The sequence below is a fragment of the Streptomyces sp. GL_141 genome, from assembly GCF_057834385.1.
Map to the genome: position 1 here is coordinate 621362 of NZ_CM174402.1, position 23756 is coordinate 645117.

The following is a 23756-nucleotide window of genomic DNA, read 5'->3' on the forward strand; positions in this document are numbered from 1 at the left end:
GGGCAGGTCGGCCCTGCAAGCACCCTCCACGGCGGGCGTGTTCAGCCGTCACTCCATGCCCGCAAGGCCTTTCCGGCCGTACGCAACGGAATTCCCCGGCGGCGCCGATACGAAGTCGGGCTTTCGGCGGCGGCGTTCCCAGGCCGGCGTTTCCGCGATGGCGTTCCGGTCTCCGGTCACGCATTTCGATCCACCGCCGCCCCCATTCCCGCACCCTCACTTCCGCGGACGGTCCTGTCCGCGCTCCACGAGGAATGCCACGAAGGTCAGCACCCACGCCCCCACCGCCACCCAGAGCAGCACCGCACCGAGGGGCCGCAGCCAGTGCACCCCGGTCGGGGCGGCCGCCGAGAGGCAGGCGGTCGCCGTCATGCCGAGCGGGAACACGCTCGACCAGCGCCGGATGTCGTAGTGGGGCCTCGGCCGGACCGCCTCGGCGGTGAGGAGCACGGCGTACCAGGCCAGGGAGAGGCCGAGGGCCGCCAGGGTGACGGTACGGAGCCCCGCGTGCGCCCATCCCGACCACAGCGGTGACGCCGTGAGCCCGGATCCGGCGAGGGCGGTGATGGAGAGCGCCCCGCCGGCCACCCAGTGGTCGCCCGCGCCCGAGACCACTTGGCGGAAGTCGAAGCGCACGAGGGCCTCGGCGTAGAGCAGCAGCCCCAGGCAGAAGGCGGCCAGCGCGGCCCGGCCGAGCCAGTCGCGGCCGGTCGGGGCGGCCAGGGTGCCCGCCAGGACGGCGAGCCCCTGGGTGGCCACGCAGACGAGGAACGCCGCACCGGGCATCCGGTAGCCCCAGTGCCGCAGTACGGCGACCAGCAGTCCCGGCCAGAGCGCGGCGGCCAGCACCAGCAGCCCGAAGGCCACGGGCTGCCATCCGAGGAGCGAGAGCCGGGCGCCGAGCACGGTCGTGGCGGCCACGGCGGTGAGGGCGGCCGGGGTGTCGGCCTCGGCGCGGAACCGCCGGCGGTCACCCAGGAGCCGGGCGGTGAAGTCGGCGGCGAGGACGAGCCACAGCGCGGCGGAGACGACCAGTGCGGCGATGGACAGCGCGTCCCGGCCGATCAGGTGCAGGCCGGCCGAGATGATCCCGGCCGCCATGACGGCGGCGCCGGCGGCCGGCGACAGCTCGGCCCACCACCGGGCACCCGCAAGGACTCGCACCCTGCCAAGGGACACCACCGGGGCGGGCCGGGCCGCCGCGGCGCGCCATCGCGGCGGCGGCGATGACCCTTCCGGGCGCGATGAAGGACCCCTCCCCCACCATTCGATATTCGATATTCCGATCCTATTTCCCTCCACAAAGGCGGGAATGACGAACACATTTATGACAACCCGGCCGCATTCTCCGGCATATCCCGACACGCCCACGCCCAGGCGGAATTGATCCGATTCACCGGTACTGTCGTCGTCAACGCACCGCCGATTAACGGGCCCTTCAGGGCCCTCTCTTTTTGCACATGGGAGAATGAAATGCAGGCCTTGGAAACGGAGCCCGCACGCCAGGCCCCTCCCGCCCAACCCGCGAGCTTCATCCAGGAAGTCCTGCGCGGTGTCGCCCAGGTCGATTTCATGCCGAGCGCGATCACGGGCATCTTCTTCCTGGCCGCCCTGGCCGCCGCCGGCTGGCAGTACGCCCTCTACGGCCTCCTCGGCGCGGTCGTCGGCACCGCCACCGCCTACGCGTTCGGCATCGACCGCGAGATCGTCTCGGCCGGCCTGCGCGGTTTCAACGGCACGCTCGTCTCGCTCGGGTTCGCCGTCTTCCTCGGGTGGGACCACCTGTCCACGCTGCTGCTCGCGATCGGCGGCAGCATCACGGTGGTGGTCGTCACCTCGGCGCTGGCCACCGTCCTCGACACCTGGAACATCCCCACGTTCACCGCGCCGTTCTGCATCATCGCGAGCGTCATGACCATCGCGGCGCCCAGCTTCTCCCGGGTGTGGCACACCGGCCCCGATCTGGCGGCGCTGCCCGGGGCCGCCAGCGGCACCACGGAGCTGGACTGGGGCCAGCTCTGGCGCGCCTTCTTCGCCAACGTCGGCCAGATCTTCTTCATGCCGCAGTGGTACGTCGGCCTGATCTTCCTCGCGGGCATCTTCGTGGCCAGCCGGGTCGCCGGGGTCATGGCCTGCGTCGGCAGCGTCACGGCCATCTTCGTCGCCTGGGCGATGGGTTCACCGTCCGAGGGGGTCTCGCAGGGGCTCATGGGCTACAGCAGCGTGCTCGTCGCGATGGCCCTGTGCGGCGTCTTCCTCGTCCGCTCCCACTGGAGCTTCGCGTTCGCCGTCCTGGGCGCCGCGGCGGCGACCGGACTCACGGCCGCGATGACCGCCTTCTTCGCCCCGTTCGGCGGCCACACCTTCACCTGGCCGTTCGTCCTGACCACGGTCGTCTTCGTCGCCGCCGTCCCCCAGATCCCCCGGCTGCAACGGACCTGACACCACCTCAGCCGGCGCCGCCGCAGCAAGAACGGCCGCACTGGCACCGCCGGCGGCACCAGCACCACGAGCAGCACCTGAACCACCTTGAGAGCCGAAAGTGAGTGACCGATGAATCTCGCTCCCCGTGAGATGGACAAGCTCTGGATCTACGTCGTGGCCGACCTGGCCCGCAAGCGGCGGGACCGGGGCGTCAAGCTCAACTACAGCGAGGCCTGCGCCCTGATCAGCGAGGGCATCCTCGAGGGTGCCCGCGACGGCAGGACCGTCGCGGAGTGCATGGAGCTCGGCAAGCAGATCGTCTCCGCCGCCGACGTCATGAAGGGCGTACGGGAGATGCTTCCGCTGCTCCAGGTCGAGGCCGCCTTCGTGGACGGCACCAAGCTCGTCTCCTGCCACGACCCCGTCGGCGCCTGAGCGGTGGCGGCCATCGCACCCGAACGGCCGGGCCGGGCACCGGAATCGGCGGCCTGCGTCGTCCTGGCCGGCGGTCACGAGGGCGGCGCCGCGGCGGGCGCCGCGCACCCCGGCCGACCGCTGGCCGAAGCCGTGCGCGCGGCGCTCGCCGCCTCGCCCGAGCCGGTGTGCGTGGTCCCGATGACGCTGGGGCGCGACCCCGGGCTGATCGCCGACTGCGCCCGCGCGCTGCGCTGGCTGAGCCGGGGGGAGGAGCCCGGGCGGCTCGTGCTGGCGCCCCCCTTCGCCACCGTGGACCACCTCACGGCGTGGCTCCGTACCGCCGCCCTGAAGGCGGTGCGCGAGGCTCCCGACACCTCCGCCGTTCTGGTCACCGCACCCGCCGCGGGTCCCTTCGAGGACGCCGACCTGTTCCGGGTGGCCCGGCTGGTGCGCCAGTACGGGCACCACCGCTGGGTCGAGGTCGCCTTCGACGGCGGTGACCCGGACCTGGCGGAGGGCGCGGAGCGGTGCCGCCGTCTCGGCGCCGGCCACGTCTCCCTGGTCCGGGCCGCGTTCGCCCCGCCCAGCGAGCTACCGGCCGGGGTCCTGGACACCGGTCCGCTGCTGTCTGACGCGGCGATCGCCCAGGTCGTACGGGCCCGCACGCAGGAGGCGCTGCACCGGCTGGCCCACGGTCGGGACGGCGTGGCCGAGGGCCTGGACGCCGAGCACGGGCACGGGTACGCGCACTCCCACGGCCCGGGCGGGGACCACCACCACGACGCGGACCCGGACGCACACCACACGGACGCGCACACCCACGCTCACGGCGAGAGCCACCGCCGCGCGGACGGCCGGGGTCACGGTCACGGCCACCCGCACGGCCATTCCCCCCACTGAACCGAAGGAAGGGAAGTACCACCATGTCAGGTGGCGTCTCATACCTCTACGGCGAAGGCACCGTAGAGATCAACGCCGGCCGCCGCAAGGCCAAGGTCACCGTCTCCAACACCGGTGACCGTGCCGTCCAGGTCGGCTCGCACTACCACTTCTTCGAGGTGAACCGAGCCCTCGACTTCGACCGCAACGCCTCCTACGGCATGCACCTCGACCTCCCCGCCGGCACCGGCGTCCGCTTCGAGCCGGGCGACACCCGCGAGGTCGAACTCACCGCGTACAGCGGCCACGGCCGGCTGATCGGTTTCAGCTCGCTGACCAACGGCGGCCTCGGTTCCACCGACACCCGCGTCCGCGCCATGAACAGGGCCGTCGAGCTCGGATTCCTGGGAGCGCGTGTGGAGTCGGCCCAGCAGGCCGCGGCCGCGCAGGCCGCCGCGCCGGCCGTGGAGGCCCCGAAGAAGCCGGCGTCGAAGCCCGCCGCGAAGCCGGCCGCGAAGCCCGCCGCCAAGGCACCCGCCAAGACCGCGGCCGCCAAGAAGTCCAAGACCTCCAAGAAGGGCGACAAGTAGCGATGGCTGTCCTGAGCCGCAAGCAGTACACCGACCTGTTCGGGCCGACCGTCGGCGACCGCTTCCACCTGGCGGACACCAACCTGGTCATCGAGGTCGAGAAGGACCACAACGAGGGCCACTACGGCGACGAGGCCGTCTACGGCGGCGGCAAGGGCATCCGCGACGGCATGGCGCAGGACCCGCAGGCCACCAACCTGCAGGGGGCCCTGGACCTGGTCATCACCAACGTGGTGGTCATGGACGCGATCCTGGGCGTGGTCAAGGGCGACCTCGGCATCAAGGACGGGTTCATCGCGGGCCTCGGCAAGTCCGGCAACCCTCACACCCAGTCCGGGGTCCACCCCAAGCTGGTCATCGGGCCCGGCACCGAGGTCATCTCGGGCGAGCACATGATCGCCACGGCCGGCGGCATCGACAGCCACATCCACTTCATCGCCCCGCAGCAGGCCGAGCACGGCCTGTCCAACGGCATCACCACCCTCATCGGCGGCGGCACCGGCCCCTCCGACGGCACCAACGGCACCACCTGCACCCCGGGTCCGTGGAACATCGGCCGCATGTACCAGGCGTCCGAGGACCTGCCGGTCAACGTCGGCCTGCTGGGCAAGGGCAACGGTTCGCTGCCGGAAGCCCTGATCGAGCAGGTCGAGGCGGGCGTCTGCGGCCTGAAGGTGCACGAGGACTGGGGCACCACCCCGGCCGCGCTGAGCAAGGCCCTCGACGTGGCCGATGCCTACGACGTACAGGTCGCGGTGCACACGGACACCCTGAACGAGTCCGGGTTCTTCGAGGACACCCGCTCGGCCATCGACGGGCGCACCATCCACACCTTCCACACCGAGGGCGCGGGCGGTGGCCACGCCCCCGACATCATGCGGGTGGCGGGCGAGCCCAACGTCCTGCCCTCCTCCACCAACCCGACGCTGCCGTACACGGTGAACTCGGTCGACGAGCTCCTCGACATGGTGATGGTCTGTCACCACCTGTCGCACGACATCCCCGAGGACGTCTCCTTCGCGGACTCGCGCGTGCGCGCCGAGACGATCGCCGCCGAGACCGTGCTGCACGACGAGGGGGTCATCTCGATCTTCTCCTCCGACTCCCAGGCCATGGGCCGCATCGGCGAGTCCTGGACCCGCGCCTTCCAGACCGCGCACCACTGCAAGGACCAGCGCGGCAAGCTCGACGGCGACACCGAGCGCAACGACAACTTCCGCGCCCTGCGCTACCTCGCCAAGATCACGATCAACCCGGCGATCGCCACGGGCACCGCCGAGCACATCGGCTCCCTGGAGACGGGCAAGCTCGCCGACATCGTGCTGTGGCCGATCGGCTCCTTCGCCGCCAAGCCGAAGATGGTCATCAAGGGCGGACTGATCAACTGGGCGCTGATGGGCGACCCCAACGCCTCGCTCCCGACCCCGCAACCGGTCTACTACCGGCCGATGTTCGGCGCCTACGGCAAGGCCAAGCAGGCCACCCGGGTCTCCTTCATGTCGCAGGCCGCGATCGATCTGGGCGTCCCGCAGAAGCTGGGCCTGGACAGCAAGGTCCTGCCGGTCAGGCACTGCCGCACCGTCGGCAAGCAGCACATGGTCCGCAACGACGCCCTCCCGGTCATCTCGGTCGACCCGGAGACCTACAAGGTCACCCTCAACGGGGTGCCGGCCACCATCGAGCCGGCCCGTGAACTGCCCCTGAACCACCTGTTCTACCTGGCATGAACGCAGCCGATCAGGCCGTGAACCCCGCGGCGGTGACGCCGGTACAAGCCCTGCTGGTCAGCCTCCAGCTCACCGACTCGGCCTTCCCCAGCGGCTTCTACACCCTCTCCCACGGCCTGGAGGGCTACGCCCAGGCCAAGGCCGTGACCCCCGAGGGCGTACCGGGACTCCTGGCCGACCTGTTGCGGCACGCGGTGGGGCCTTCCGACGCCACCGCGCTGGCGCTGGCCCACCGGGCCGCGCTGGCCGGTGACTGGGAGGCCCTGGCCGAGACCGACCGGCGGCTGAACGCGGCCAAGCTGAACGAGGGGCTGCGCCGCGCCGCCACCCGTACCGGCCGCCAGCTGCTGGACCTCGCCCGCGAGTGCATCGGCGGGGAGCCCCTCGAACGGTACGCGGAGCTCGTGGCGGCCAAGCAGGCTCCCGGATCGCAGGCCGTGGCCGCCGGGGTCGCATACGCGGCCGCCGGCGTTCCGGCCGAACAGGCCGTCGTGAGCGATCTGTTCGCCTACGCGGCCAGCTTCACCGGGGCCGCGCTGCGGCTGCGGCTCACGGACCACCGCAAGGCGCAGGTGGTGCTGCGCGGGATCGCACCCGTCATCGAGGAGGTGGCGGGGGCGGCCCTGCGCCGTGAACTCGCCGATCTGGGCGGGTGCGTTCCGATGGCGGACGTGATGTCGGGCCGTCACGAGCGGGCCGAGGCACGGCTGTTCGCGACATAGCCCGGCGCCCGGCTCCGCTCCCTTTCTCAAGTCGTCTTTTACATAAGGTGTGTGACTTTGATGACCGAGGACAACGTCCTGCGCGTCGGTGTCGGCGGCCCCGTCGGCTCCGGCAAGACGGCACTGATCGAGGCCCTGGTGCCGGTGCTGATCGCGCGCGGCCACCGGCCCGCCGTGATCACGAACGACATCTACACCCAGGAGGACGCCCGCCAGGTCCGCCGCACGCTGGCCGGGGTGCTCGACCCCGAGCGCGTCGTGGGCGTGGAGACCGGCGCGTGCCCGCACACCGCCGTGCGCGACGACCCGACGATGAACCTGGCCGCGGGCGCCGAGATGCTGGAGCGGTTCCCCGATGTCGACACCCTGCTCTACGAGTCGGGCGGCGACAACCTCACCCTCACCTTCAGCCCGGTCCTGGTCGACCTGTTCCTCTTCGTCCTGGACACCGCGGAGGGCGAGAAGATGCCCCGCAAGCGCGGTCCGGGCATCACCGAGTCCGACATGCTCGTGATCAACAAGATCGACATCGCCCAGTACGTCCGCTGCGACATCGGCGTCATGGAGTCCGACGCGCACCGCGTGCGCGAGGGGCGCCCGGTGGTCCTGACCAACTGCCTGACCGGGCAGGGCCTGGAGGACGTGGCCAGCTTCATCGAGTCCTTCCGCCGGGTACCGGCGTGAGCGTCGTGGCGGATCCGCCCCACGCCTCGCCCCGCACTCCGTCCCGCACCCTCCTGCCGCCCGCACGCCTGGAGGCCGCGCACTACGAACCGCCGCGCGTCCCCCTGGAGGTCCTGCGGCACTCCTCGGTGCCCGACACCCTCGGTGTCGGGCGCCCCGGCAAGGTGGGGCTGCTGGAGCTGGGCTTCGAGCAGGTCGGCGGGCGCACGGAGCTGGTGCGGCACTACCAGAAGTCCCCGCTCCAGATCATGCGGCCGCTCTATTTCGACCCGCACCGCCCCGACCTGCCCATCACCTTCCTGATGTCCACGGGCGGCGGGATCATCCAGGCCGACCGGCTGCGCACCGACCTGTCCTTCGGCCCCGGCACCTCGGGGCACGTCACCACGCAGGCGGCCACCAAGGTCTACCGGATGGAGCACGACTACGCCGTCGCCCAGACCTTCCTGACCGCCGGCCCGGACGCGTACGTCGAATACCTGCCGGACCCGGTCATCCCCTACGTCGACTCGCGCTTCTACCAGCGCACGGTGATCACCGCCGACCCCACGGCCACCGTGCTGGCGAGCGAGACCGTCCTGACCGGCCGGCTGGCGCACGGCGAGCGCAACGCCTACCAGGTCTTCGCCTCCGACCTCGAACTGCGCCGACCGGGCGGCGAGTTGGTGGCACTGGACACCGTACGACTGGAGCCGGGCGGGGCCGGGGGCAGCTCCGGCTCCGTTGACGGGCCTGCCGTGCTGGCCGGCCGTTCCGTGATGGCCTGCTTCTTCGCGGTCAGCCCGCTCGCCCCCGCCCGCGAGCTCGCCGACCTGCTGCACGAGACCCTGGCCGACCGCGGACTCCCGTACGGGGTCAGCGTGCTGCCGCAGGACTGCGGGGCCTGGGTGCGGGTGCTCGGGGAGCACACCGAGCCCGTGACCCGGGCGCTCGGGGCCGTCTGGGACGCGGTGCGGCGCAGGCTGATCGGCGTACCCGCACCGGATCTGCGCAAGACCTGAACTACCCACCCCCTCCTGCCTGTTCACGACCAGAGAGAGCTCCACCAGATGCCCAGTGGCTACGATACGGGTAATACCGCCTGGATGATGGCGAGCACCGCCATGGTGCTGCTGATGACCCCCGGCCTCGCCTTCTTCTACGGGGGCATGGTCCAAACCAAGCACGTGCTGGTGATGCTCAAGATGAGCTTCGCCTGCCTGTCGCTGGTGACCATCCTGTGGGTCGCGGTCGGTTACTCCCTCGCCTTCGGCAAGGACGCCGGCGGCGGCATGATCGGCAATCTCGACCACGCCTTCTTCCGGGGCATCGGGATGGACTCCCTGCACGGCTCCATCCCGACGGTGATCTTCGCCTGCTTCCAGATGTCCTTCGCGATCATCACGGTGGCGCTGATCAGCGGCTCGATCGCGGGCCGCGCCACCATGAAGGGCTGGCTGGTCTTCGTCGTCGCCTGGACCATGCTGGTCTACGTGCCCACCGCGCACTGGGTGTTCGCCCCCGACGGCTGGATCAACAAGTCCCTGGGCGCGCTCGACTACGCCGGCGGTCTGCCCGTCGAGCTCAGCTCGGGCGCCTCGGGCCTCGCGGTGGCCATCGTGCTGCGCAAGCGCAAGGACTTCGAGCGCGAGACGATCCGCCCGCACAACCTGCCCCTGGTCATCATCGGTCTGGCGCTGCTGTGGTTCGGCTGGTTCGGCTTCAACGCGGGCTCCGCGCTCCAGGTCGAGGGCAGCGCCCCGACCACCTTCTTCAACACCCAACTGGCCGCCGCGGGCGCGATGATCGGCTGGCCGATCATCGAGAAGTGGCGCCTGGGCCATGTGGAGATGCTGGGCGTGGCCTCAGCGGCGGTCGCCGGCATGGTGGCCATCACCCCTGCCTGCGGCGAGGTCTCCCCGCTCGGCGCGCTGATCATCGGCTTCACCGCCGGTGTGGTCTGCTGCTTCGCCATCAACATGAAGTTCAAGATCGGTGTCGACGACACCCTCGACGTGGTCGGCGTGCACGGCTGGGGCGGGATCGTCGGCGTCCTGTCGATCGGCTTCTTCGCGACGGCCGCGATGAGCGGCAAGAAGGGCCTCTTCTACGGGGGCGGCCTGGACCAGTTGTGGCGTCAGGCCGTCGGCGTTCTTGCGGTCGGCTGCTTCGCCTTCGCCATGACCTGGCTCATCGCCAAGGCGATCGACAAGGCCGTCGGCTTCCGCACCTCGGAGGAGTACGAGAACGTACCCGGCCGGGACGAGGAGGTCGCCTACGACAACGAGACCCTGGACGAGATCCGCGACCGCATCGGCGGAGCCGCGGCCGCGCCCCGCGCGCCCGCCGCGGTGGGCGCGGCCAAGGGCACGTCGGAGCAGCAGGACGCCGCGCTGCTCGCCGAGATCGTATCCGTACTGGACCGACGAGAGCGTGACAAGTGACCGCGCACACGATTGCCTCCACCGTATCGGCGGTCTCCGCCGCACCCACCGTCGCCGACTCCGGCAACGCGTCCTGGCTGATGATGGCCACGGCCCTGGTCCTGCTGATGGCTCCCGGAGTGGCCTTCTTCTACGGCGGCATGGTCCGCACGGGCCAGATCGTCGCCATGCTGAAGATGATCTTCTTCTGCATGGTCATCGTCACCGTGCTCTGGTTCGCGATCGGGTACTCCCTGGCCTTCGGCCCGGACGCCGGCGGACTCGGGGTCATCGGCACGCTCGACCACGCCTTCCTGCGCGGGATCGACGCGCAGTCGCTGACCGGGTCCGTGCCCACGGTCACCTTCGTGGTCTTCCACCTGTCCTTCGCGGTCGTCACCGTGGCCCTGATCGCCGGCTCCATCGCGGGCCGCGCGAAGATGGGCGGCTGGATCGCCTTCGTCATCGCGTGGACCCTGCTGGTCTACATCCCCATGGCCCACTGGGTGTTCGACCCGGAAGGCTGGGTCTCCAAGCAGCTCGGCGCCGTCGACTTCTCCGGCGGCACCGTCGTGGAGATCGGATCGGGGGCCGCCGGACTCGCCCTCGCCATCGTCGCGGGCAAGCGGGCGGACTTCGACCGCCAGGGCATCCGGCCGCACAACCTGCCGCTCGTGGTCATCGGGCTGTCCCTCATGTGGTTCGGCTGGTTCGGCTTCAACACCGGTTCCTCCCTGGAGACCCCGGGCGGCGCCGCGATGGCCTTCCTCAACAGTCAGCTCGCGGCGGGCGCGGCGATGGCCGGCTGGGCGGCGACCAGTTGGTGGCGCACCCGGCAGGTCGGCCTGCTCGACATGTGCATGGGCGCCGTCACCGGACTCGTCGCCATGACCCCGCTGGCCGGCGGGGTGAGCCCGGTATGGGCCACCATCATCGGCTTCCTCGCCGGGCTGACCTGCGCGTTCGCGATCAGCTGGAAGTACCGGCTGGGCGTGGACGACACCCTGGACGTGGTGGGCATCCACGGCTGGGGCGGCATCGTCGGCATGGTCATGGCCGGCCTCTGCGCGACCGGGACGCTGACGGGCCACAAGGGCCTCTTCTACGGCGGCTCCTGGGACCTGCTGAGCAAGCAGCTCACCGCCACGGTGGTGCTCGGGCTGTTCTCGTTCGTGATGACCGCACTGATCGGCAAGGCCATCGAGGTCACCATCGGGCTGCGCCAGCCCGGCGGAATGGTGGAGAAGGAGCAGGCCTACGCCGACGCCCTCTCCGACAACCTCGACCAGCTGTCGGGCGATGCGCCCCGCCCCGAGGGGGCCGGTGAGGAGCCGGAGAGCGCCTCCGCGCTGGTCGCCCGGCTGCGCGAGGTCCTGCTGACGGCCCCCCAGGGCGGCGGCGACCGGCAGGGCGGCGACGGCCGGGCCTGAGCTCGGCCGCACCCGGTGTGGCGGCGGCCGCGTACGGAAGGCACGGGGCCCGGTCCGGGTCACGCCGCCCACCGGACCAGGTCTCCCGCGTCCAGGGTCCGCCGCCACACGATGCGGCGGCGCACGGCGTCCAGGTCGGCGCGCAGCGGACCGGGCGGCACGGCCAGTACGGGACAGGGCGCGCGCCTCAGGCAGTACCGGGACACCGAGGGCCGCAGTGCGCGCAGCAGCGGGGCGCGCGGCCCCGTACCCACCACGAGCAGGTCGCCGGAGTCCCGGACGGTCCCCACCAGGGCCGCGCCCGGGGTGCCCCGGACCGCCAGCCCGGCCAGGGTCACGCCCGGCGGTGCTCCCCCGAAGGCGGTGTCGAGGACCTCCCGCAAGCGCTCGACCGCCGCCTCCCGCGAGGCGGTGAGCAGCGCGGTCCCTCCCCCGTCGCGCCGGGCGCCCGGTCCGCCGAGCGGCGGCTGCCAGGCCAGTACGACCCACAGTTCCGCCTCCCGCGCCCGGGCCTCGGCGTGCGCCGCGTGCAATGCCGTCAGGCTCCCGAGGGATCCGTACACCCCCACCACGACTCGTCCCCGCACTGCGCCGTCCTCCCCGTCCGCTGCTCCGACTCCTCAAGGGAACGGCGGCGAAGGGGCTTTCGGCCCTCCCCCGGCGGACTCCTGACGGGCTCCTGACGCGGAACGCGGGGGCCCTGACGGGTCCTTGACGCGGGGGCCCGGTCTCCGTGCGGTCAGCCGGCGCGCGTGCGGTCAGCCGGTGAAACCGAGGCCGCCCAGCGCCTTCTCGATGCGCGCGCGGTGCTGCTCCTCCCAGGCGTCCAGGGACTCCCCCGCCTCCTTCTCCAGCTTGTCCAGGGCGGCCCGCAGGATCTCGTCCTGCCGGGCGGCCGGGGTGACGACGACGCCCTCCTCGTCGGCGACCACGATGTCCCCGGGGTGGACGGTCACTCCGCCGACCCGCACGGCATCGCCGAGGGAGCCGAGCTTCTTCTTGCCGCCCGGGATGGGGATGACACCGCGGGCGAAGACCGGGAAGCCCGCCGCGCGCACCTCCGCGAGGTCGCGCAGGAGTCCGTCGAGCACGAACCCGGCGATGCCCCGGCGCTGGGCAACGGCGCACACGTTGCCGCCGGCGAGCGCGTGGTCCAGGTCACCCGACTCGACGACGATGACCGAGCCGGGCTCGGCGCGGTAGATGGCCGCGTGCAGCATCAGGTTGTCGCCGGGCTCGCACCGCACCGTGTAGGCGGGTCCCGCGACGCGCGGCGCGTCCCACAGCGGCCGGATGCCGATGTCCATGACCTGCTCGCGGCCCAGGAAGTCGGCGAGGGTGGTGGGCGGGACGCCCTTGAAACCGTTCGGCATGTCAGTCCTTGCTCTCAGTGCCGCCCGTGCGTGCGGCGGGCCCGCCCGGGGCAGCAAGATCGTAGGTCACGGCGCCCCGGGAAGGCGCGAACGGACCGCGGGGCGGACGGACGGCGGGGCGGACGGACGGCCGGGGGCCGAGGGGAGCGGGGGGAAGAGTCCTCCGCTGTCGGCGAACCGGCCTCGGCATCCGGTGCGGGTGGTGCTTGGCTGGCGCCATGGAGATCCTCATTCTGGGCGGAACGGCATGGCTGGGCCGGGAGTTGTCCCGGCAGGCGATCGGGCGGGGTCACCGGGTGACGTGCCTGGCGCGCGGCGAGAGCGGCCCCGTCGCGGACGGGGCCGCTCTCGTGGTGGCCGACCGGCACGGCCCTTCGGCGTACGAACCCCTCCTGGACCGCACGTGGGACGCGGTCGTCGAGGTGTCCTGGCAGCCGGGGTTCGTCCGCGGGGCGCTGGCCGCGCTCGCGGACCGGGCCGGGCACTGGACCTACGTCTCCTCCATCAGCGCCTACGCCTCCCACGCGGCCCCGGACGCCGACGAGTCCGCGGCCCTGCTGGCCCCGGCCGAGGCGGGCGAGGCCGACCGCTCGGTGTACGGCGAGGCCAAGGTCGCCTGCGAGCGGGCCTCCGCGGCCGCCGTCGGCGACCGGCTGCTGATCGCCCGCGCCGGCCTGATCGGCGGCCCGGGCGATCACAGTGACCGCTCCGGTTACTGGGCGGCCCGCGCCGCGGCCGATCCGGTGGGGCCGATGCTGGTCCCCGACGAACCGGACCTCGCCACCCAGGCCGTGGACGTACGGGACCTCGCCGACTGGCTCCTCGACTGCGCGGCGAACGGAACCACCGGCACCTACGACGCGGTCGGCCCGGTGGTTCCGTTGGCGCGGTGGATCGAGCTGTCCCGGGCGGCCGGGGGGCACACCGGTCCGGTGGTCCCCGCCGGCTCCGAGTGGCTGCTCGCCCACGGCGTGGCCGAGTACATGGGCCCCGGTTCGCTGCCGATGTGGGTGGTCGAGAAGGGCTGGGAGGGCTGGGCGGCACGGAGCGGGGCGGCGGCGCGGGCGGCGGGTCTGCGCCACCGCCCGCGGTCCGGGCTGCTGGCCGACACCCTGCGCTGGGAGCGGGCCCAGGGCCTGGACCGGACCCGGCGCGCGGGCCTCGGCCCCGGACGCGAACGCGAACTGCTCGACGCACTCGCGGCCGAAGCCGGGGCCGCCGGGTCCGGGGCCGGAGCCGGGGCCGGCTGAGGCCCGTTCGGGCTACCGCGCGCGTTCCGCCGGGTATCCCGCGGAGGCGATCGCCGCGATGACGGCCGCGGGGTCGACGGGCCGGTCCGTATCGACGACGGTGCGGCCCGTGCGGACGCTCGTCGCGCTGGCGACCACTCCCGCCAGCTCCTCCACCTCGTCGTCGATCAGCAGTCCGCAGCTGTCGCAGTGCATGCCGGTCACGGTGAACTCCATGCGCTCCTTCACGAGGCGCCCTCCTGGCTCTCGAAGGTGATCAGGCCGCCGTACATGCCCATGCCGCAGCTGTACTCGAGCGTCCCCGGCCGCCGGGCGCCCAGGTCGATGCCGGTGCTCCCGGTCGTGGGGAGGATCTTCTGGATGCCGAGGTCGGGGATGACGAAGGCGCGGACGCAGCCGCCCGTCCCCTGCGTGGCGACGACCAGGGTGGTGGGGACCCCGGCCTTCGCCGTGACGGCGGCCGGGGCGTACGCGTTCGTACGGGCCCGGATGGTCACGGTCTGCGTGCCGTCCGGGTTGAGCACCACCGTCTGGGGCGCCACCTCGACGGCGACCGCCGCCGGGGCTCCGGCGGGCCACCAGCCGCCGAGCCGCAGCCCGCTGCCGAGGGTCCACACCGCGACGAGCAGCACCACGACGGCCGTCGCCAGGGTCAGCCGCCCCTGCCACAACCGGGCGGCGGAGCGCAGGAAGAAGCCGAGGGCGGCGAAGAGCGGACCGGTCCCGAGGACGAAGCCGGCCATGACGGCCGCTCCCGCGAGCGGGCCGCCGGAGGTGACGGCGAGGAGCTCGACGCTCAGGGTCACCCCGCAGGGGATCAGCACGGTCAGGAAGCCGAGTACGGCCGGGGTGGTGACGGCCGTGGACTTGGCCGACCGGCGGACCCGGCGGCCCCAGGAGGCGGGCGTGCGCGGCACGAAGCGGCGTACCGCGCGCACTCCGAACATGTCGAGGGCGAACAGCACCATCAGCACGCCCGCGGCCAGCATCAGCACGGCGCGGGTGCGCGGACCGGGCTGGACCGCGGCTCCGATCAGGCCGAGGGCGGCGCCGAGGAGGGTGTGGGAGAGGAGCTTGGCCCCGAGGAAGGCCCCGACGGGGGCGAAGAGGCCGCTGCGGCGCCACCTCTCCTCGGACCACTCGGTGGACCGGCGGCCGACGGCCCCGGCGAGCAGGCCTCCCTGGACGGCGGCGCAGGACGCGCCGCCGGCGAGCAGACCGGTGGAGACACCGGTGACGAACAACGCGGTGGATGAAGCCATGGGGAACGGACTCCCTGTACGTCGCGGTCGATCGGGACACGGCGAAGCACCCCGGCCGCCCGGCGTGCGGGCGGCTACGGGTGCGGGGCCGGTCAGGTCCGGCTGACGCAGAGGGAGTCGAGATCGGGCGCTCTCGGGCGGGAGCACTCCGGGGGCGGCACGGGCCCCGGCCGGCCGTCCGCCGCGGACGGCGCCCCCGCCGCGGCGGAGCCGGCAAGGTCCCCGGCGGGCACGCTGGGCGCGTACGCCGAAGCCAGCGGACAGTCCTGCCCGAAGGCGGAACACCCCCCGCCGTCCCCCGAGCCCGCACCACTCTCCGGGCCGCTGCGGGGGCCCGTACCCGGGCCCACGGCGGGGACCGTTCCGGGGCCTGCGTCCGGGCCCGCACCGGGACCCGTTCCCGGGCCCGCGTCGGGGGCCGCGGCCATGGCCTTGGGCGCGACCGCGCCAAGAACCGGATCCATGCGCAGGGCCGGTCCCGCGCCCATGTCCATCCTGGGCATCCCGGCCATCGACGGAGTCCCGGCCATGGCGTGCGACGACCCCGTCAGCGGCCCCCGGGCCATCCGCATCCCCGCCGCGTCCCCCGCGGATGCGGGATGCGTGAACAGCCCGCCGCAGACGAGCAGCAGCACCGTCACGACGCCCGCGGCGACGGCCGTGGCACGGCGGAGGGCGCGGAGTGGCTGCATGGTCGCGATGCTACGACAGCCGCCCACCGCGCTCCGGAACCGGGGTTGTGGCGCGGGGCGGTGCGGTGCCGTCGCCGGACCCGGCACACGGCCGGCTCCGCCGTTACCGTGGGTCCATGGAGAACCACACCGCCCTGCCGACCGTGCCCGAGGCCCCGGCCGTGGACGCGCCCCGCCGTGGTGCGTGGCTCCGCGCCGGCATCAGCCGGGACGGCGGCCCGCTCCGGGAGACCGAGCACGTCGTGTGGCTCCAGACCGGCAGCCTGTACGCGGACAGCCGCGGGTTCGCCGGAACCACCTCCTACGACGGCCGGGAGATCACCTTCCACCACCACGTCGGCGCCCCCGGCCACGACGTCGGAGTCCTGCGCCCGACGGCGAGCGCCTGATCGAAACGGGCACCAACCTCGACGGCAGCACCTTCCTGGAGGTGTGGTCCCCGCTGCCCGATGCCCAGGGCCCCACCGGCTGCTGGCTCGCGGCGGGCACCCAGACCGTGCGGGTGGGCGGCCACGTGGTGCACGTCGACGCCGCCGGGCACGGCTCGCACCAGGTCCTGCCGCGGGATCAGCCGGGCTGACCCGGTCCGGTGTCCGCGGCCCCGGCCCCGGCCGTACGGGCCTGCCCGCGGCCGAGCAGTTCCGCCAGGCCGCGCCGGGTGGCGGCCATGACCACGCGGTCCTCGGGCCGCAGGACGTGGCCGGGGCGCAGGTCCCACACCAGGGTGGGCGGCCTGGCCGTGTCGTAGCCGGGTTCCGTGGCGAGGCCGGGACGGCGGTTCGCCGGGGCGGCGGTGTCCAGGGCGACCACCCGCCAGGCACCGGGCCGGAACGATTCCGCGATGGTGCGGCCCTCCAGCTGGGGGTGGCCCGCCACCTCCAGCACCGCGAACACCAGCACCCTGCGCTCCACCGGGATCGCGCCGAGCACCTGGCGGCCCATCATCGCCCCGGCGAACGCGGGCGCGGCCAGGTGGGAGACGCTGCGGCTCCGGGTGAGGGCCGCCGGGTGGGCCTCGCGCAGGGTGCGGTAGACGGCGGTGGCGAACTCGTTGTCGTACAGCCGCATCACCACCCGTACGTCGGGTTTCACCGAGCGGGCGTAGAGCGCGGCCTCCAGATTGGTGGTGTCCGAGCTGGTCACCGCCAGCAGGGCGTCGGCGCGGTGGATCCGGGCGGCTTCCAGGACCCCTTCGTCGGTGACGTCGCCGAGCACGACAGGTACGTGCAGGCGGCGCGCGAGGGCGATCCCGCGGGCCCCGGGGTCGGACTCCACGCACACGACGGGGATGCCCAGCTCCCGCAGCCGGGCGAGCACCCGGGCGCCGACCTTGCCGAGGCCGAGCAGCACGACGTGGCCGGAGAGCCCGCGCGGCGGCCTGCGCAGGGCCGTGGCGGTACGGAAGGCGCCCAGTGCTTCGAGCGCGGCCGCGACCAGGACCGGCAGCAGGAGCAGCCCGACGAACCCGGCCAGGATCTGCAGGAGTTGCCGCTCGGTGGGCTGGTCGAGCGCGGGGTCGTTGATCGCGAAGACGTCGAGCAGGGTCAGGTAGACGGCGTGCAGCGGGGTGTCTCCCGTGACCAGGGAGGAGGCCACGGCCAGGGCGCCGACGGCGGCCGTGATCCCGGCCAGCGACCAGCGGAGCCTGCGGGAGAACAGTGAACCCACCGGCAGGGAGACCTGGTTCAGCCGCCTCCCCTCGGGCGCGGCCGCGGCGTGGGAGACGGCTTCCAGCGCGACGATCCCCCGGCCGGTCGCGGCCGCCACGGACCGGGCGTCCGGGAGGAGTTGAGGTCCGCGGTCGCCGCCGAGCTCCGATCCGTCGGCGCCGGCCGGGTCCACGGCGGTGGCGGAGAGCAGGGCTAGGGTGCACAGGCCCGGGTCGGCCACCTCGCCGGGGCCGGGAGGTGTGCGTTCCACCGCGCGCAGGAGCAGACCGTCGGCCTGGATCACCTTGCTGGTTCCGGCGACGGCGGAGGCGACGAGTGCGGGGGCGGCCGTATCGGCGTCGGAGAGCACGGTCGTGGCGGAGTCGAGCCCCCGCCGGTCGAGCCCGGGCTCCGCGACGAGCGCCGCCTGGTCGAGCAACTCCTCGAGGTGCTGGCCGAGTTTGCGGTTGTAGAGGCGGATGACGAGCCGCAGCCTGGGGTTGAGCCGCCGGGCCATCAGGGCGGCCCGTACGTTCGTCTCGTCGTCCTCGTAGACGAGTGCCAGCGCAGCCGCCCCGGCCACCCCGGCGGCGGAGAGGGCCTCTTCGTCGGGGGCGGGCGCCTCCAGCACCCGCAGTTCCGGTACGGGCACCTCCCCCGCGGCGGCCCGGTCCGCGACGGCCCGGTCCGCGACGGCCCGGTCCGCGACGGCCGTACGGATCCGCGCGGCCGGAAACCGTCCCAGCAGCGCGCGCCCGGCCCCGACCCGGGCGCGGGTCCGGCCCGGTCCGGCGCCCGCCCCGGGACGCACCTCGCGGGCGGCCGGCACGACCAGCGTCACCCGCTCCTCGTACACGTCGCGGAGCTCCGCGGCCAGCCGGTGGGCGAGCCCGTCGTCCCCGCACACGACCATCAGGTCGGCGGATTCGGTCGGTTGGGGATGCGTGGAAGGAGAGGACACCGCCCCAGCATGCCGTGTCGCCCGACCCGCCCGGGCGGCGGCCTGCGCCACGGGGCGGCCTTGCGTCAGTGGATGACGCTGAAGCTGCGCCAGGGCAGGGCTTCGGGGGCCGTGACGTTCGAGAGGGTGGTGCCCACGTAGGTGCCGTCGCCGCGGTCGAGTTTGCGGCAGTCCTCCGTCTGGTACAGGACGACGTCCACGAGGGTGTTGTTCTCCACGTGGGTCGCCCCCTTCGGCAGGCCGATCTTCTGGCAGCCCTTGACCGAGGTGTTGATGTAGCTCACCTCGAGCGGCGAGTCGTGGCCGCGGAATTCGAGCATCCCGACGGTGCTCCGGCCCAGGCCCGAACAGGCGGTGGCCGTCAGCAGCAGCGCTGCCGTTCCCGCGATGATGCTGATACGCCTGCTGTGGGACATGGCGCGGTCCTCGTCTGTGCGGTGGTGGCGGTCCTACGCACAGACTGCCCCGGCACGGCGCGGGCGGCTTCCGCTGCTCCGCCGTCCGGGTGAACGCGGCCCCGCGGCGGCGGGCCGGGGGGGCCGGGACCCCGGGGCCCACTGGCCCCGCTCTGGGCCCCGCCGGGCTCCGGGCCGGCCGCCGGTCACGGCGGGCCGACCCGGACGCCGGGGATCAGACGAGGTCGAACCGGTCCAGGTTCATGACCTTGTCCCAGGCGGCGACGAAGTCCTTGACGAACTTCTCCTTCGCGTCGTCGCTCGCGTAGACCTCCGCGAGCGCGCGCAGCTCGGAGTTCGACCCGAAGACCAGGTCGACCCGGCTGCCGGTCCACTTGACCTTGCCCGTGGCGTCGTCGCGGGCCTCGAAGGTGTTCGCGTCCTCGGAGGTCGGCTTCCAGGTCGTCCCCAGGTCGAGCAGGTTGACGAAGAAGTCGTTGGTGAGCGACCCGGGGGTCGTGGTGAGGACGCCGAGCGGCGACTGCTGGTGGTTCGCCCCGAGCACCCGCAGGCCGCCGACGAGGACGGTGGTCTCCGGGGCGCTGAGGTTCAGCAGGTTCGCCTTGTCGAGCAGCAGGTACTCGGCCGGCAGGCGGTTGCCCTTGCCGAGGTAGTTGCGGAACCCGTCGGCGGCCGGCTCCAGCGCGGCGAAGGACTCCACGTCGGTCTGCTCCTGCGAGGCGTCCACGCGTCCCGGTGCGAAGGGCACCCGGATCTCGACGCCGGCGTCCTTGGCGGCCTGCTCCACGCCCGCGCCGCCCGCGAGGACGATCAGGTCGGCGAGCGAGACCTGCTTGCCGCCGGTCTGGGCCGAGTTGAAGGTCTCCCGGATGCCGTCCAGCGTGCGCAGGACCGTCGCCAGTTCGTCGGGGTTGTTCACCTCCCACCCGCTCTGCGGCTGGAGGCGGATGCGCGCGCCGTTGGCGCCGCCGCGCTTGTCGCTGCCGCGGAAGGAGGAGGCCGCGGCCCAGGCGGTGGAGACGAGCTGGGACACGGTGAGGTCCGAGGCGAGGACCTTGGCCTTGAGGGCGGCGACGTCCGCGTCGTCGACGAGGGAGTGGGTCACCGCGGGGAGCGGGTCCTGCCACAGCAGCGTCTCGGAGGGGACCTCGGGGCCGAGGTAGCGCACGACCGGGCCCATGTCACGGTGGGTGAGCTTGTACCAGGCGCGGGCGAAGGCGTCGGCGAACTCGGCCGGGTTCTCGTGGAAGCGCCGGGAGATCTGCTCGTAGGCCGGGTCGATGCGCAGCGACAGGTCGGTCGTGAGCATCGTCGGGGCGTGGGTCTTCGACGGGTCGTGCGCGTCGGGTACGGTGCCCGCTCCGGCGCCGCCCTTCGGCCGCCACTGGTGGGCGCCGGCGGGGCTCTTGAACAGCTCCCACTCGTAGCCGAAGAGGATGTCGAAGAAGGTGTTGTCCCAGGTGATCGGGGTGTTCGTCCAGATCCCCTCCAGCCCGCTGGTGATGGCGTCGCCGCCCTTGCCGCTGCCGTAGGAGTTGGCCCAGCCCAGGCCCTGCGCCTCGATCGGGGCGGCCTCGGGGTCGTCGCCGACGCTTTCCGCCGGGCCCGCGCCGTGGGTCTTGCCGAAGGTGTGGCCGCCCGCGATCAGGGCGACGGTCTCCTCGTCGTTCATCGCCATCCGGCGGAACGTCTCGCGGATGTCGCGCGCCGCGGCGAGCGGGTCCGGGGTGCCGTTCGGGCCCTCCGGGTTGACGTAGATGAGGCCCATCTGGACGGCGCCGAGGGGGTTCTCCAGCTCGCGGTCGCCGGTGTAGCGCTCGTCGTCGAGCCAGGTGGTCTCGGGACCCCAGTAGACGTCCTCGTCCGGCTCCCAGACGTCGGCCCGGCCGCCGCCGAAGCCGAAGGTGTCGAAGCCCATCGTCTCCAGGGCGACATTGCCCGTGAGGATCATGAGGTCGGCCCACGAGAGGCTCTGGCCGTACTTCTTCTTGACCGGCCACAGCAGGCGGCGGGCCTTGTCGAGGTTGCCGTTGTCCGGCCAGCTGTTGAGCGGGGCGAACCGCTGCTGACCGGCTCCGGCGCCGCCGCGGCCGTCGCTGATCCGGTAGGTGCCGGCGCTGTGCCACGCCATGCGGATCATGAACGGGCCGTAGTGGCCGAAGTCGGCGGGCCACCAGTCCTTCGAGGTGGTCAGCACCTCGGCGATGTCCCGCTTGACCGCCGGGAGGTCGAGCGTGTTGAACGCCGCGGCGTAGTCGAACTCCTCACCGAGGGGGTTGGCCACGGCGGGGTTCTTGGCGAGGATCTTCAGGTTGAGCCGGTCCGGCCACCACTGGCGGTTTCCGCCGCCCTGGGTCGGGTGCGCGGCCCGCTCGTGCGCGACCGGGCAGCCACCGCCGCCCTCCGCCTTCGCATCGGTGACGATTGCATCATGGTTCTCAGACATGGGAATCCTTCCGGACCGGACCGGGGGTCGCGGTGATCAGGAACTGCATGCGATGGAACATTTTTAGGGCACGGGACCCGGCGGGCCCCGGTTTCACGGTCGTCCTGACGCCGGGGCGGTCACCGTCGCGGACGGTCTCACGTCCAGTCTCGCGCTGCTCCGGACCGTTCCTGTCCCTTGGCTATCAACACGACCGATCCTACGATGGACGCAATCCAAGTCAAGAACGACACCAAGCCCGCATCACGTCGGATCCCGGACCGCGGGCGGTAAATTCCGGGGGATCCCGCCGACCCTCCCCGCCGACCCTCCCCGCCGAGTCCGCCCCCTCCGAATGTGCCCCGCCGAATCAGAAAGTGGTGAGCCGATCATGAGTGACCTGCTGGAGCGGCTGCGCGAACGCGGCTGGCGGATGACCTCCCAGCGGCGCGTCGTCGCGGAAGTGCTCGACGGTGACCACGTGCACCTCACGGCCGACGAGGTGCACGCCCGCGCGGTGGAGCGGCTGCCCGAGATCTCCCGGGCCACCGTCTACAACGCCCTGGGCGAGCTGGTCTCCCTCGGCGAGGTCATGGAGGTCACCACCGACGGCCGGGCCAAACGGTACGACCCCAACGCGCACCACCCGCACCAGCACCTGGTGTGCTCGGGCTGCGGCCTGATCCGCGACGTGCACCCCACCGGCGACCCGCTGGCCGGCCTCCCGGCCGCGGAGCGGTTCGGTTTCACGGTGTCCGGGGTCGAGGTCACCTACCGGGGGCTCTGCGCCTCCTGCGCATGAGGGACGGGCCGGGCCCGCCGCGGGGAGCGGCGGGCCCGGCCCGAATACGCCCGTACGAGAGCCCGCGCGCGGTGCGCGAGGTGGACGCAGACCCGGCCGGAGGTCAGCCCAGCGGGAGGTCGGAGTCGGGCTGGGCGACCTTGAACAGCGCACGGGCGATCACCGCGGCGTCCTCGTCGGTGAGGTGCGCGGAGAAGTGCTTCTGGATGCTGCGCATGTAGACCGGGGCGGTCGCCCGATGGGCCGCGGCCCCCTCCGGGGTGATGACGGCCCAGGAGGCCCGCTTGTCGTGGGGGTCGGGCACCTTGTCCACGAGGCCGGCGCGCACCATCTCGTCGATCAGGCGGCTGACCCGGGTGCGGCTGAGGACCACCCGGTTGGCCACTTCCTGCATGCGCAGCCCGTGCTTCCCGGCCGCCTTGAGTTCGAGCAGTACGTCGTACCACGTCAAAGGGATCCGGCCGTCGCGCTGCACATCGTTCTCGATGGCGCGCACGGCGGTGTTGTGCGCGAGGAGCATCGCCCGCCACGCCTCGAGTCGATCATCCTGTCCGGTCACACCGTGATCCTACTCCCCCATTGCGTGCGCCCGCACATACTTGTTAAGGTGCGTGCGTACGCACTTATTGATCCTTGATTTTCGGAGGCTGGCTACATGGCGGTTCAGAACCTCTCCCGCGACGAGGTCAAGCAGAAGCTCGACGGTGGCAAGGCCGCGGTCGTCGAGGCCCTGCCCGAGCAGTACTACAAGGAGGCGCACCTGCCCGGGGCGCTGCTCCTCCCCCTCGACGACGTCGACGCGCTGGCCCCCGGCCTGCTGCCCGACAAGGACGCCGAGGTCATCGTCTACTGCACCGGTACGACCTGCTCCAACTCGGGGATCGCGGCCGAGCGCCTCGCGGAGCTCGGCTACTCGAAGGTCTTCACCTACAAGGACGGCAAGGAGGACTGGATCGGGGGCGGCCTCCCGACCGAGTCCGGCGTCTGAGCGCGGCGTCCACACACGAGCAGGAGGAACGGACGATGACCAGTAGCGCGACATCCCCGACCCGCACCGTGGACGGGGTGGAACTCCCGGCCGTGGGCGACTGGAAGGTCGACCCGGGACACGCCGAGGTCGGCTTCCTCGGCCGGCACTTCATGCTCACGAAGGTGCGCGGCCGGTTCACCGGCGTCGACGCCACCGTCTACATCGGCGAGCGGCCCGAGGACAGCAAGGTCACCGCGGTGATCGACATGGCCAGCGTCAACAGCGGGGACACGGCCCGGGACGACCACCTCCGGTCCGCCGAGTTCTTCGACGTGGCCGAGCACCCACAGGCGACGTTCACCTCGACGTCGGTCAGCTGGAACGGCACGAGCGGCACGCTCGCCGGCGATCTCACGATCAAGGGCTTCACCCGGCGCGTCGAGCTCGACGTCGACTACCTGGGCCACGCCAAGGACCCGTGGGGCAACGACCGTACGGTCTTCTCGGCGCGCGGCAAGATCAACCGCGAGGACTGGGGCCTGACCTGGAACATGGCCCTGGAAACCGGCGGGTTCCTGGTCTCCAAGGAGATCGAGCTCTCGCTGGAGATCGAGGCGGTCAGGGAGGTCTGACGCCGGGCGCGTCGCCCTGCCGGTCCCGGTGCGGCCCCAGCCGCGCCGG

Annotated in this window: 26 protein-coding genes; 16 read left to right on the top strand and 10 right to left on the bottom strand. The window is 72.6% G+C overall.

Translation table 11 applies throughout. From position 1 onward, the window contains the following. Positions 1-216: 216 nt before the first annotated feature. Positions 217-1164 carry a tellurite resistance/C4-dicarboxylate transporter family protein gene (locus AC3IX6_RS02750; RefSeq protein WP_489368574.1) on the bottom strand — a complete coding sequence of 316 codons (948 nt, stop codon included), beginning with the start codon at positions 1162-1164 and terminating at the stop codon, positions 217-219. A 309-nt stretch (positions 1165-1473) separates the two neighbouring features. On the opposite strand from AC3IX6_RS02750, the gene AC3IX6_RS02755 reads away from it, so the two are divergent. The 10 genes from AC3IX6_RS02755 (at position 1474) to AC3IX6_RS02800 (ending at position 11275) form a co-directional block, all read left to right on the top strand. Continuing rightward, complete coding sequence (locus AC3IX6_RS02755) at positions 1474-2442, top strand: urea transporter (protein ID WP_489368575.1); 969 nt, start codon at positions 1474-1476, stop codon at positions 2440-2442. Positions 2443-2553: 111 nt separating this feature from the next. After that, positions 2554-2859: an urease subunit gamma gene (locus AC3IX6_RS02760; RefSeq protein WP_243332378.1), complete on the top strand. Its 306-nt coding sequence runs from the start codon at positions 2554-2556 to the stop codon at positions 2857-2859. A 3-nt stretch (positions 2860-2862) separates the two neighbouring features. After that, positions 2863-3741, top strand: coding sequence for a sirohydrochlorin chelatase (locus tag AC3IX6_RS02765; RefSeq protein ID WP_489368576.1), 879 nt, complete (start codon positions 2863-2865; stop codon positions 3739-3741). Between the two features lie 23 nt (positions 3742-3764). Continuing rightward, positions 3765-4310, top strand: a complete 546-nt coding sequence (locus AC3IX6_RS02770) for an urease subunit beta (protein ID WP_489368577.1) — start codon at positions 3765-3767, stop codon at positions 4308-4310. A 2-nt stretch (positions 4311-4312) separates the two neighbouring features. Beyond that, entirely contained in the window at positions 4313-6037 is a 1725-nt protein-coding gene (ureC, locus tag AC3IX6_RS02775) for an urease subunit alpha (RefSeq protein ID WP_489368578.1), read from the top strand. Continuing rightward, positions 6034-6759 (top strand): urease accessory protein UreF, encoded by a 726-nt coding sequence (locus tag AC3IX6_RS02780; RefSeq protein WP_489368580.1) that lies wholly within the window; start codon positions 6034-6036, stop codon positions 6757-6759. The genes ureC and AC3IX6_RS02780 overlap by 4 nt, the downstream gene beginning before the upstream one ends. 60 nt (positions 6760-6819) lie before the next feature. After that, positions 6820-7443, top strand: a complete 624-nt coding sequence (gene ureG, locus AC3IX6_RS02785) for an urease accessory protein UreG (RefSeq protein ID WP_489368581.1) — start codon at positions 6820-6822, stop codon at positions 7441-7443. A gap of 5 nt (positions 7444-7448) precedes the next feature. Then, a complete protein-coding gene (locus AC3IX6_RS02790; protein ID WP_489371715.1) occupies positions 7449-8444 on the top strand; it encodes an urease accessory protein UreD in 996 nt (331 codons plus the stop codon). A gap of 48 nt (positions 8445-8492) precedes the next feature. Beyond that, positions 8493-9866, top strand: a complete 1374-nt coding sequence (locus tag AC3IX6_RS02795; protein ID WP_489368582.1) for an ammonium transporter — start codon at positions 8493-8495, stop codon at positions 9864-9866. After that, positions 9863-11275 carry an ammonium transporter gene (locus AC3IX6_RS02800; RefSeq protein WP_489368584.1) on the top strand — a complete coding sequence of 471 codons (1413 nt, stop codon included), beginning with the start codon at positions 9863-9865 and terminating at the stop codon, positions 11273-11275. Before AC3IX6_RS02795 ends, AC3IX6_RS02800 begins: the two co-directional genes overlap by 4 nt. Before the next feature lie 59 nt (positions 11276-11334). On the opposite strand, the gene AC3IX6_RS02805 is transcribed toward AC3IX6_RS02800, so the two are convergent. Both AC3IX6_RS02805 and AC3IX6_RS02810 read right to left on the bottom strand, forming a co-directional pair. Next, a complete protein-coding gene (locus AC3IX6_RS02805; protein ID WP_489368586.1) occupies positions 11335-11862 on the bottom strand; it encodes a universal stress protein in 528 nt (175 codons plus the stop codon). 171 nt (positions 11863-12033) lie between these two features. Continuing rightward, complete coding sequence (locus AC3IX6_RS02810; protein ID WP_489368587.1) at positions 12034-12648, bottom strand: RraA family protein; 615 nt, start codon at positions 12646-12648, stop codon at positions 12034-12036. Positions 12649-12866: 218 nt separating this feature from the next. Between AC3IX6_RS02810 and AC3IX6_RS02815 the strand changes: the two genes are divergently transcribed. Then, entirely contained in the window at positions 12867-13898 is a 1032-nt protein-coding gene (locus tag AC3IX6_RS02815; RefSeq protein WP_489368588.1) for a Rossmann-fold NAD(P)-binding domain-containing protein, read from the top strand. A 12-nt stretch (positions 13899-13910) separates the two neighbouring features. Here AC3IX6_RS02815 and AC3IX6_RS02820 read toward each other — a convergent pair whose 3' ends face one another. The 3 genes from AC3IX6_RS02820 to AC3IX6_RS02830 form a co-directional block, all read right to left on the bottom strand. Next, positions 13911-14126 carry a heavy-metal-associated domain-containing protein gene (locus AC3IX6_RS02820; protein WP_489368589.1) on the bottom strand — a complete coding sequence of 72 codons (216 nt, stop codon included), beginning with the start codon at positions 14124-14126 and terminating at the stop codon, positions 13911-13913. Continuing rightward, positions 14123-15160, bottom strand: a complete 1038-nt coding sequence (locus tag AC3IX6_RS02825; RefSeq protein WP_489368590.1) for an urease accessory protein UreH domain-containing protein — start codon at positions 15158-15160, stop codon at positions 14123-14125. The genes AC3IX6_RS02820 and AC3IX6_RS02825 overlap by 4 nt, the downstream gene beginning before the upstream one ends. A gap of 92 nt (positions 15161-15252) precedes the next feature. Continuing rightward, positions 15253-15852, bottom strand: coding sequence for a hypothetical protein (locus AC3IX6_RS02830; RefSeq protein WP_489368592.1), 600 nt, complete (start codon positions 15850-15852; stop codon positions 15253-15255). Between the two features lie 116 nt (positions 15853-15968). Between AC3IX6_RS02830 and AC3IX6_RS02835 the strand changes: the two genes are divergently transcribed. Next, positions 15969-16241, top strand: coding sequence for a hypothetical protein (locus AC3IX6_RS02835; RefSeq protein ID WP_489368593.1), 273 nt, complete (start codon positions 15969-15971; stop codon positions 16239-16241). A gap of 41 nt (positions 16242-16282) precedes the next feature. Beyond that, positions 16283-16432, top strand: coding sequence for a hypothetical protein (locus tag AC3IX6_RS02840; protein ID WP_489368595.1), 150 nt, complete (start codon positions 16283-16285; stop codon positions 16430-16432). On the opposite strand, the gene AC3IX6_RS02845 is transcribed toward AC3IX6_RS02840, so the two are convergent. The 3 genes from AC3IX6_RS02845 to katG form a co-directional block, all read right to left on the bottom strand. Next, on the bottom strand, positions 16420-18414 hold the full coding sequence (locus AC3IX6_RS02845) for a potassium channel family protein (RefSeq protein WP_489371716.1): 1995 nt from the start codon (positions 18412-18414) through the stop codon (positions 16420-16422). The genes AC3IX6_RS02840 and AC3IX6_RS02845 overlap by 13 nt on opposite strands. A 113-nt stretch (positions 18415-18527) precedes the next feature. Continuing rightward, positions 18528-18878 (bottom strand): hypothetical protein, encoded by a 351-nt coding sequence (locus AC3IX6_RS02850; RefSeq protein WP_266902336.1) that lies wholly within the window; start codon positions 18876-18878, stop codon positions 18528-18530. A 214-nt stretch (positions 18879-19092) separates the two neighbouring features. Then, on the bottom strand, positions 19093-21324 hold the full coding sequence (katG, locus tag AC3IX6_RS02855; RefSeq protein WP_489368597.1) for a catalase/peroxidase HPI: 2232 nt from the start codon (positions 21322-21324) through the stop codon (positions 19093-19095). A 370-nt stretch (positions 21325-21694) separates the two neighbouring features. Between katG and AC3IX6_RS02860 the strand changes: the two genes are divergently transcribed. Continuing rightward, complete coding sequence (locus AC3IX6_RS02860; protein WP_489368598.1) at positions 21695-22105, top strand: Fur family transcriptional regulator; 411 nt, start codon at positions 21695-21697, stop codon at positions 22103-22105. A 103-nt stretch (positions 22106-22208) separates the two neighbouring features. Here AC3IX6_RS02860 and AC3IX6_RS02865 read toward each other — a convergent pair whose 3' ends face one another. Continuing rightward, entirely contained in the window at positions 22209-22664 is a 456-nt protein-coding gene (locus AC3IX6_RS02865; RefSeq protein WP_489368599.1) for a MarR family winged helix-turn-helix transcriptional regulator, read from the bottom strand. A 96-nt stretch (positions 22665-22760) separates the two neighbouring features. Between AC3IX6_RS02865 and AC3IX6_RS02870 the strand changes: the two genes are divergently transcribed. Next, entirely contained in the window at positions 22761-23093 is a 333-nt protein-coding gene (locus tag AC3IX6_RS02870; RefSeq protein WP_382739049.1) for a rhodanese-like domain-containing protein, read from the top strand. A 35-nt stretch (positions 23094-23128) separates the two neighbouring features. Further along, positions 23129-23707 carry a YceI family protein gene (locus tag AC3IX6_RS02875; RefSeq protein ID WP_250738298.1) on the top strand — a complete coding sequence of 193 codons (579 nt, stop codon included), beginning with the start codon at positions 23129-23131 and terminating at the stop codon, positions 23705-23707. The last annotated feature ends 49 nt before the right edge of the window (positions 23708-23756 follow it).

Excerpts from the sequence above, each read along its gene's own strand:
- AC3IX6_RS02755 (WP_489368575.1), top strand. The coding sequence starts at position 1,474 with ATGCAGGCCTTGGAAACGGAGCCCGCACGCCAGGCCCCTCCCGCCCAA.
- AC3IX6_RS02760 (WP_243332378.1), top strand. The coding sequence starts at position 2,554 with ATGAATCTCGCTCCCCGTGAGATGGACAAGCTCTGGATCTACGTCGTG.
- AC3IX6_RS02770 (WP_489368577.1), top strand. The coding sequence starts at position 3,765 with ATGTCAGGTGGCGTCTCATACCTCTACGGCGAAGGCACCGTAGAGATC.
- ureC (WP_489368578.1), top strand. The coding sequence starts at position 4,313 with ATGGCTGTCCTGAGCCGCAAGCAGTACACCGACCTGTTCGGGCCGACC.
- AC3IX6_RS02780 (WP_489368580.1), top strand. The coding sequence starts at position 6,034 with ATGAACGCAGCCGATCAGGCCGTGAACCCCGCGGCGGTGACGCCGGTA.
- ureG (WP_489368581.1), top strand. The coding sequence starts at position 6,820 with ATGACCGAGGACAACGTCCTGCGCGTCGGTGTCGGCGGCCCCGTCGGC.
- AC3IX6_RS02795 (WP_489368582.1), top strand. The coding sequence starts at position 8,493 with ATGCCCAGTGGCTACGATACGGGTAATACCGCCTGGATGATGGCGAGC.
- AC3IX6_RS02810 (WP_489368587.1), bottom strand. The coding sequence starts at position 12,648 with ATGCCGAACGGTTTCAAGGGCGTCCCGCCCACCACCCTCGCCGACTTC.
- AC3IX6_RS02815 (WP_489368588.1), top strand. The coding sequence starts at position 12,867 with ATGGAGATCCTCATTCTGGGCGGAACGGCATGGCTGGGCCGGGAGTTG.
- AC3IX6_RS02825 (WP_489368590.1), bottom strand. The coding sequence starts at position 15,160 with ATGGCTTCATCCACCGCGTTGTTCGTCACCGGTGTCTCCACCGGTCTG.
- AC3IX6_RS02830 (WP_489368592.1), bottom strand. The coding sequence starts at position 15,852 with ATGCAGCCACTCCGCGCCCTCCGCCGTGCCACGGCCGTCGCCGCGGGC.
- AC3IX6_RS02835 (WP_489368593.1), top strand. The coding sequence starts at position 15,969 with ATGGAGAACCACACCGCCCTGCCGACCGTGCCCGAGGCCCCGGCCGTG.
- AC3IX6_RS02845 (WP_489371716.1), bottom strand. The coding sequence starts at position 18,414 with ATGGTCGTGTGCGGGGACGACGGGCTCGCCCACCGGCTGGCCGCGGAG.
- AC3IX6_RS02850 (WP_266902336.1), bottom strand. The coding sequence starts at position 18,878 with ATGTCCCACAGCAGGCGTATCAGCATCATCGCGGGAACGGCAGCGCTG.
- katG (WP_489368597.1), bottom strand. The coding sequence starts at position 21,324 with ATGTCTGAGAACCATGATGCAATCGTCACCGATGCGAAGGCGGAGGGC.
- AC3IX6_RS02860 (WP_489368598.1), top strand. The coding sequence starts at position 21,695 with ATGAGTGACCTGCTGGAGCGGCTGCGCGAACGCGGCTGGCGGATGACC.
- AC3IX6_RS02870 (WP_382739049.1), top strand. The coding sequence starts at position 22,761 with ATGGCGGTTCAGAACCTCTCCCGCGACGAGGTCAAGCAGAAGCTCGAC.
- AC3IX6_RS02875 (WP_250738298.1), top strand. The coding sequence starts at position 23,129 with ATGACCAGTAGCGCGACATCCCCGACCCGCACCGTGGACGGGGTGGAA.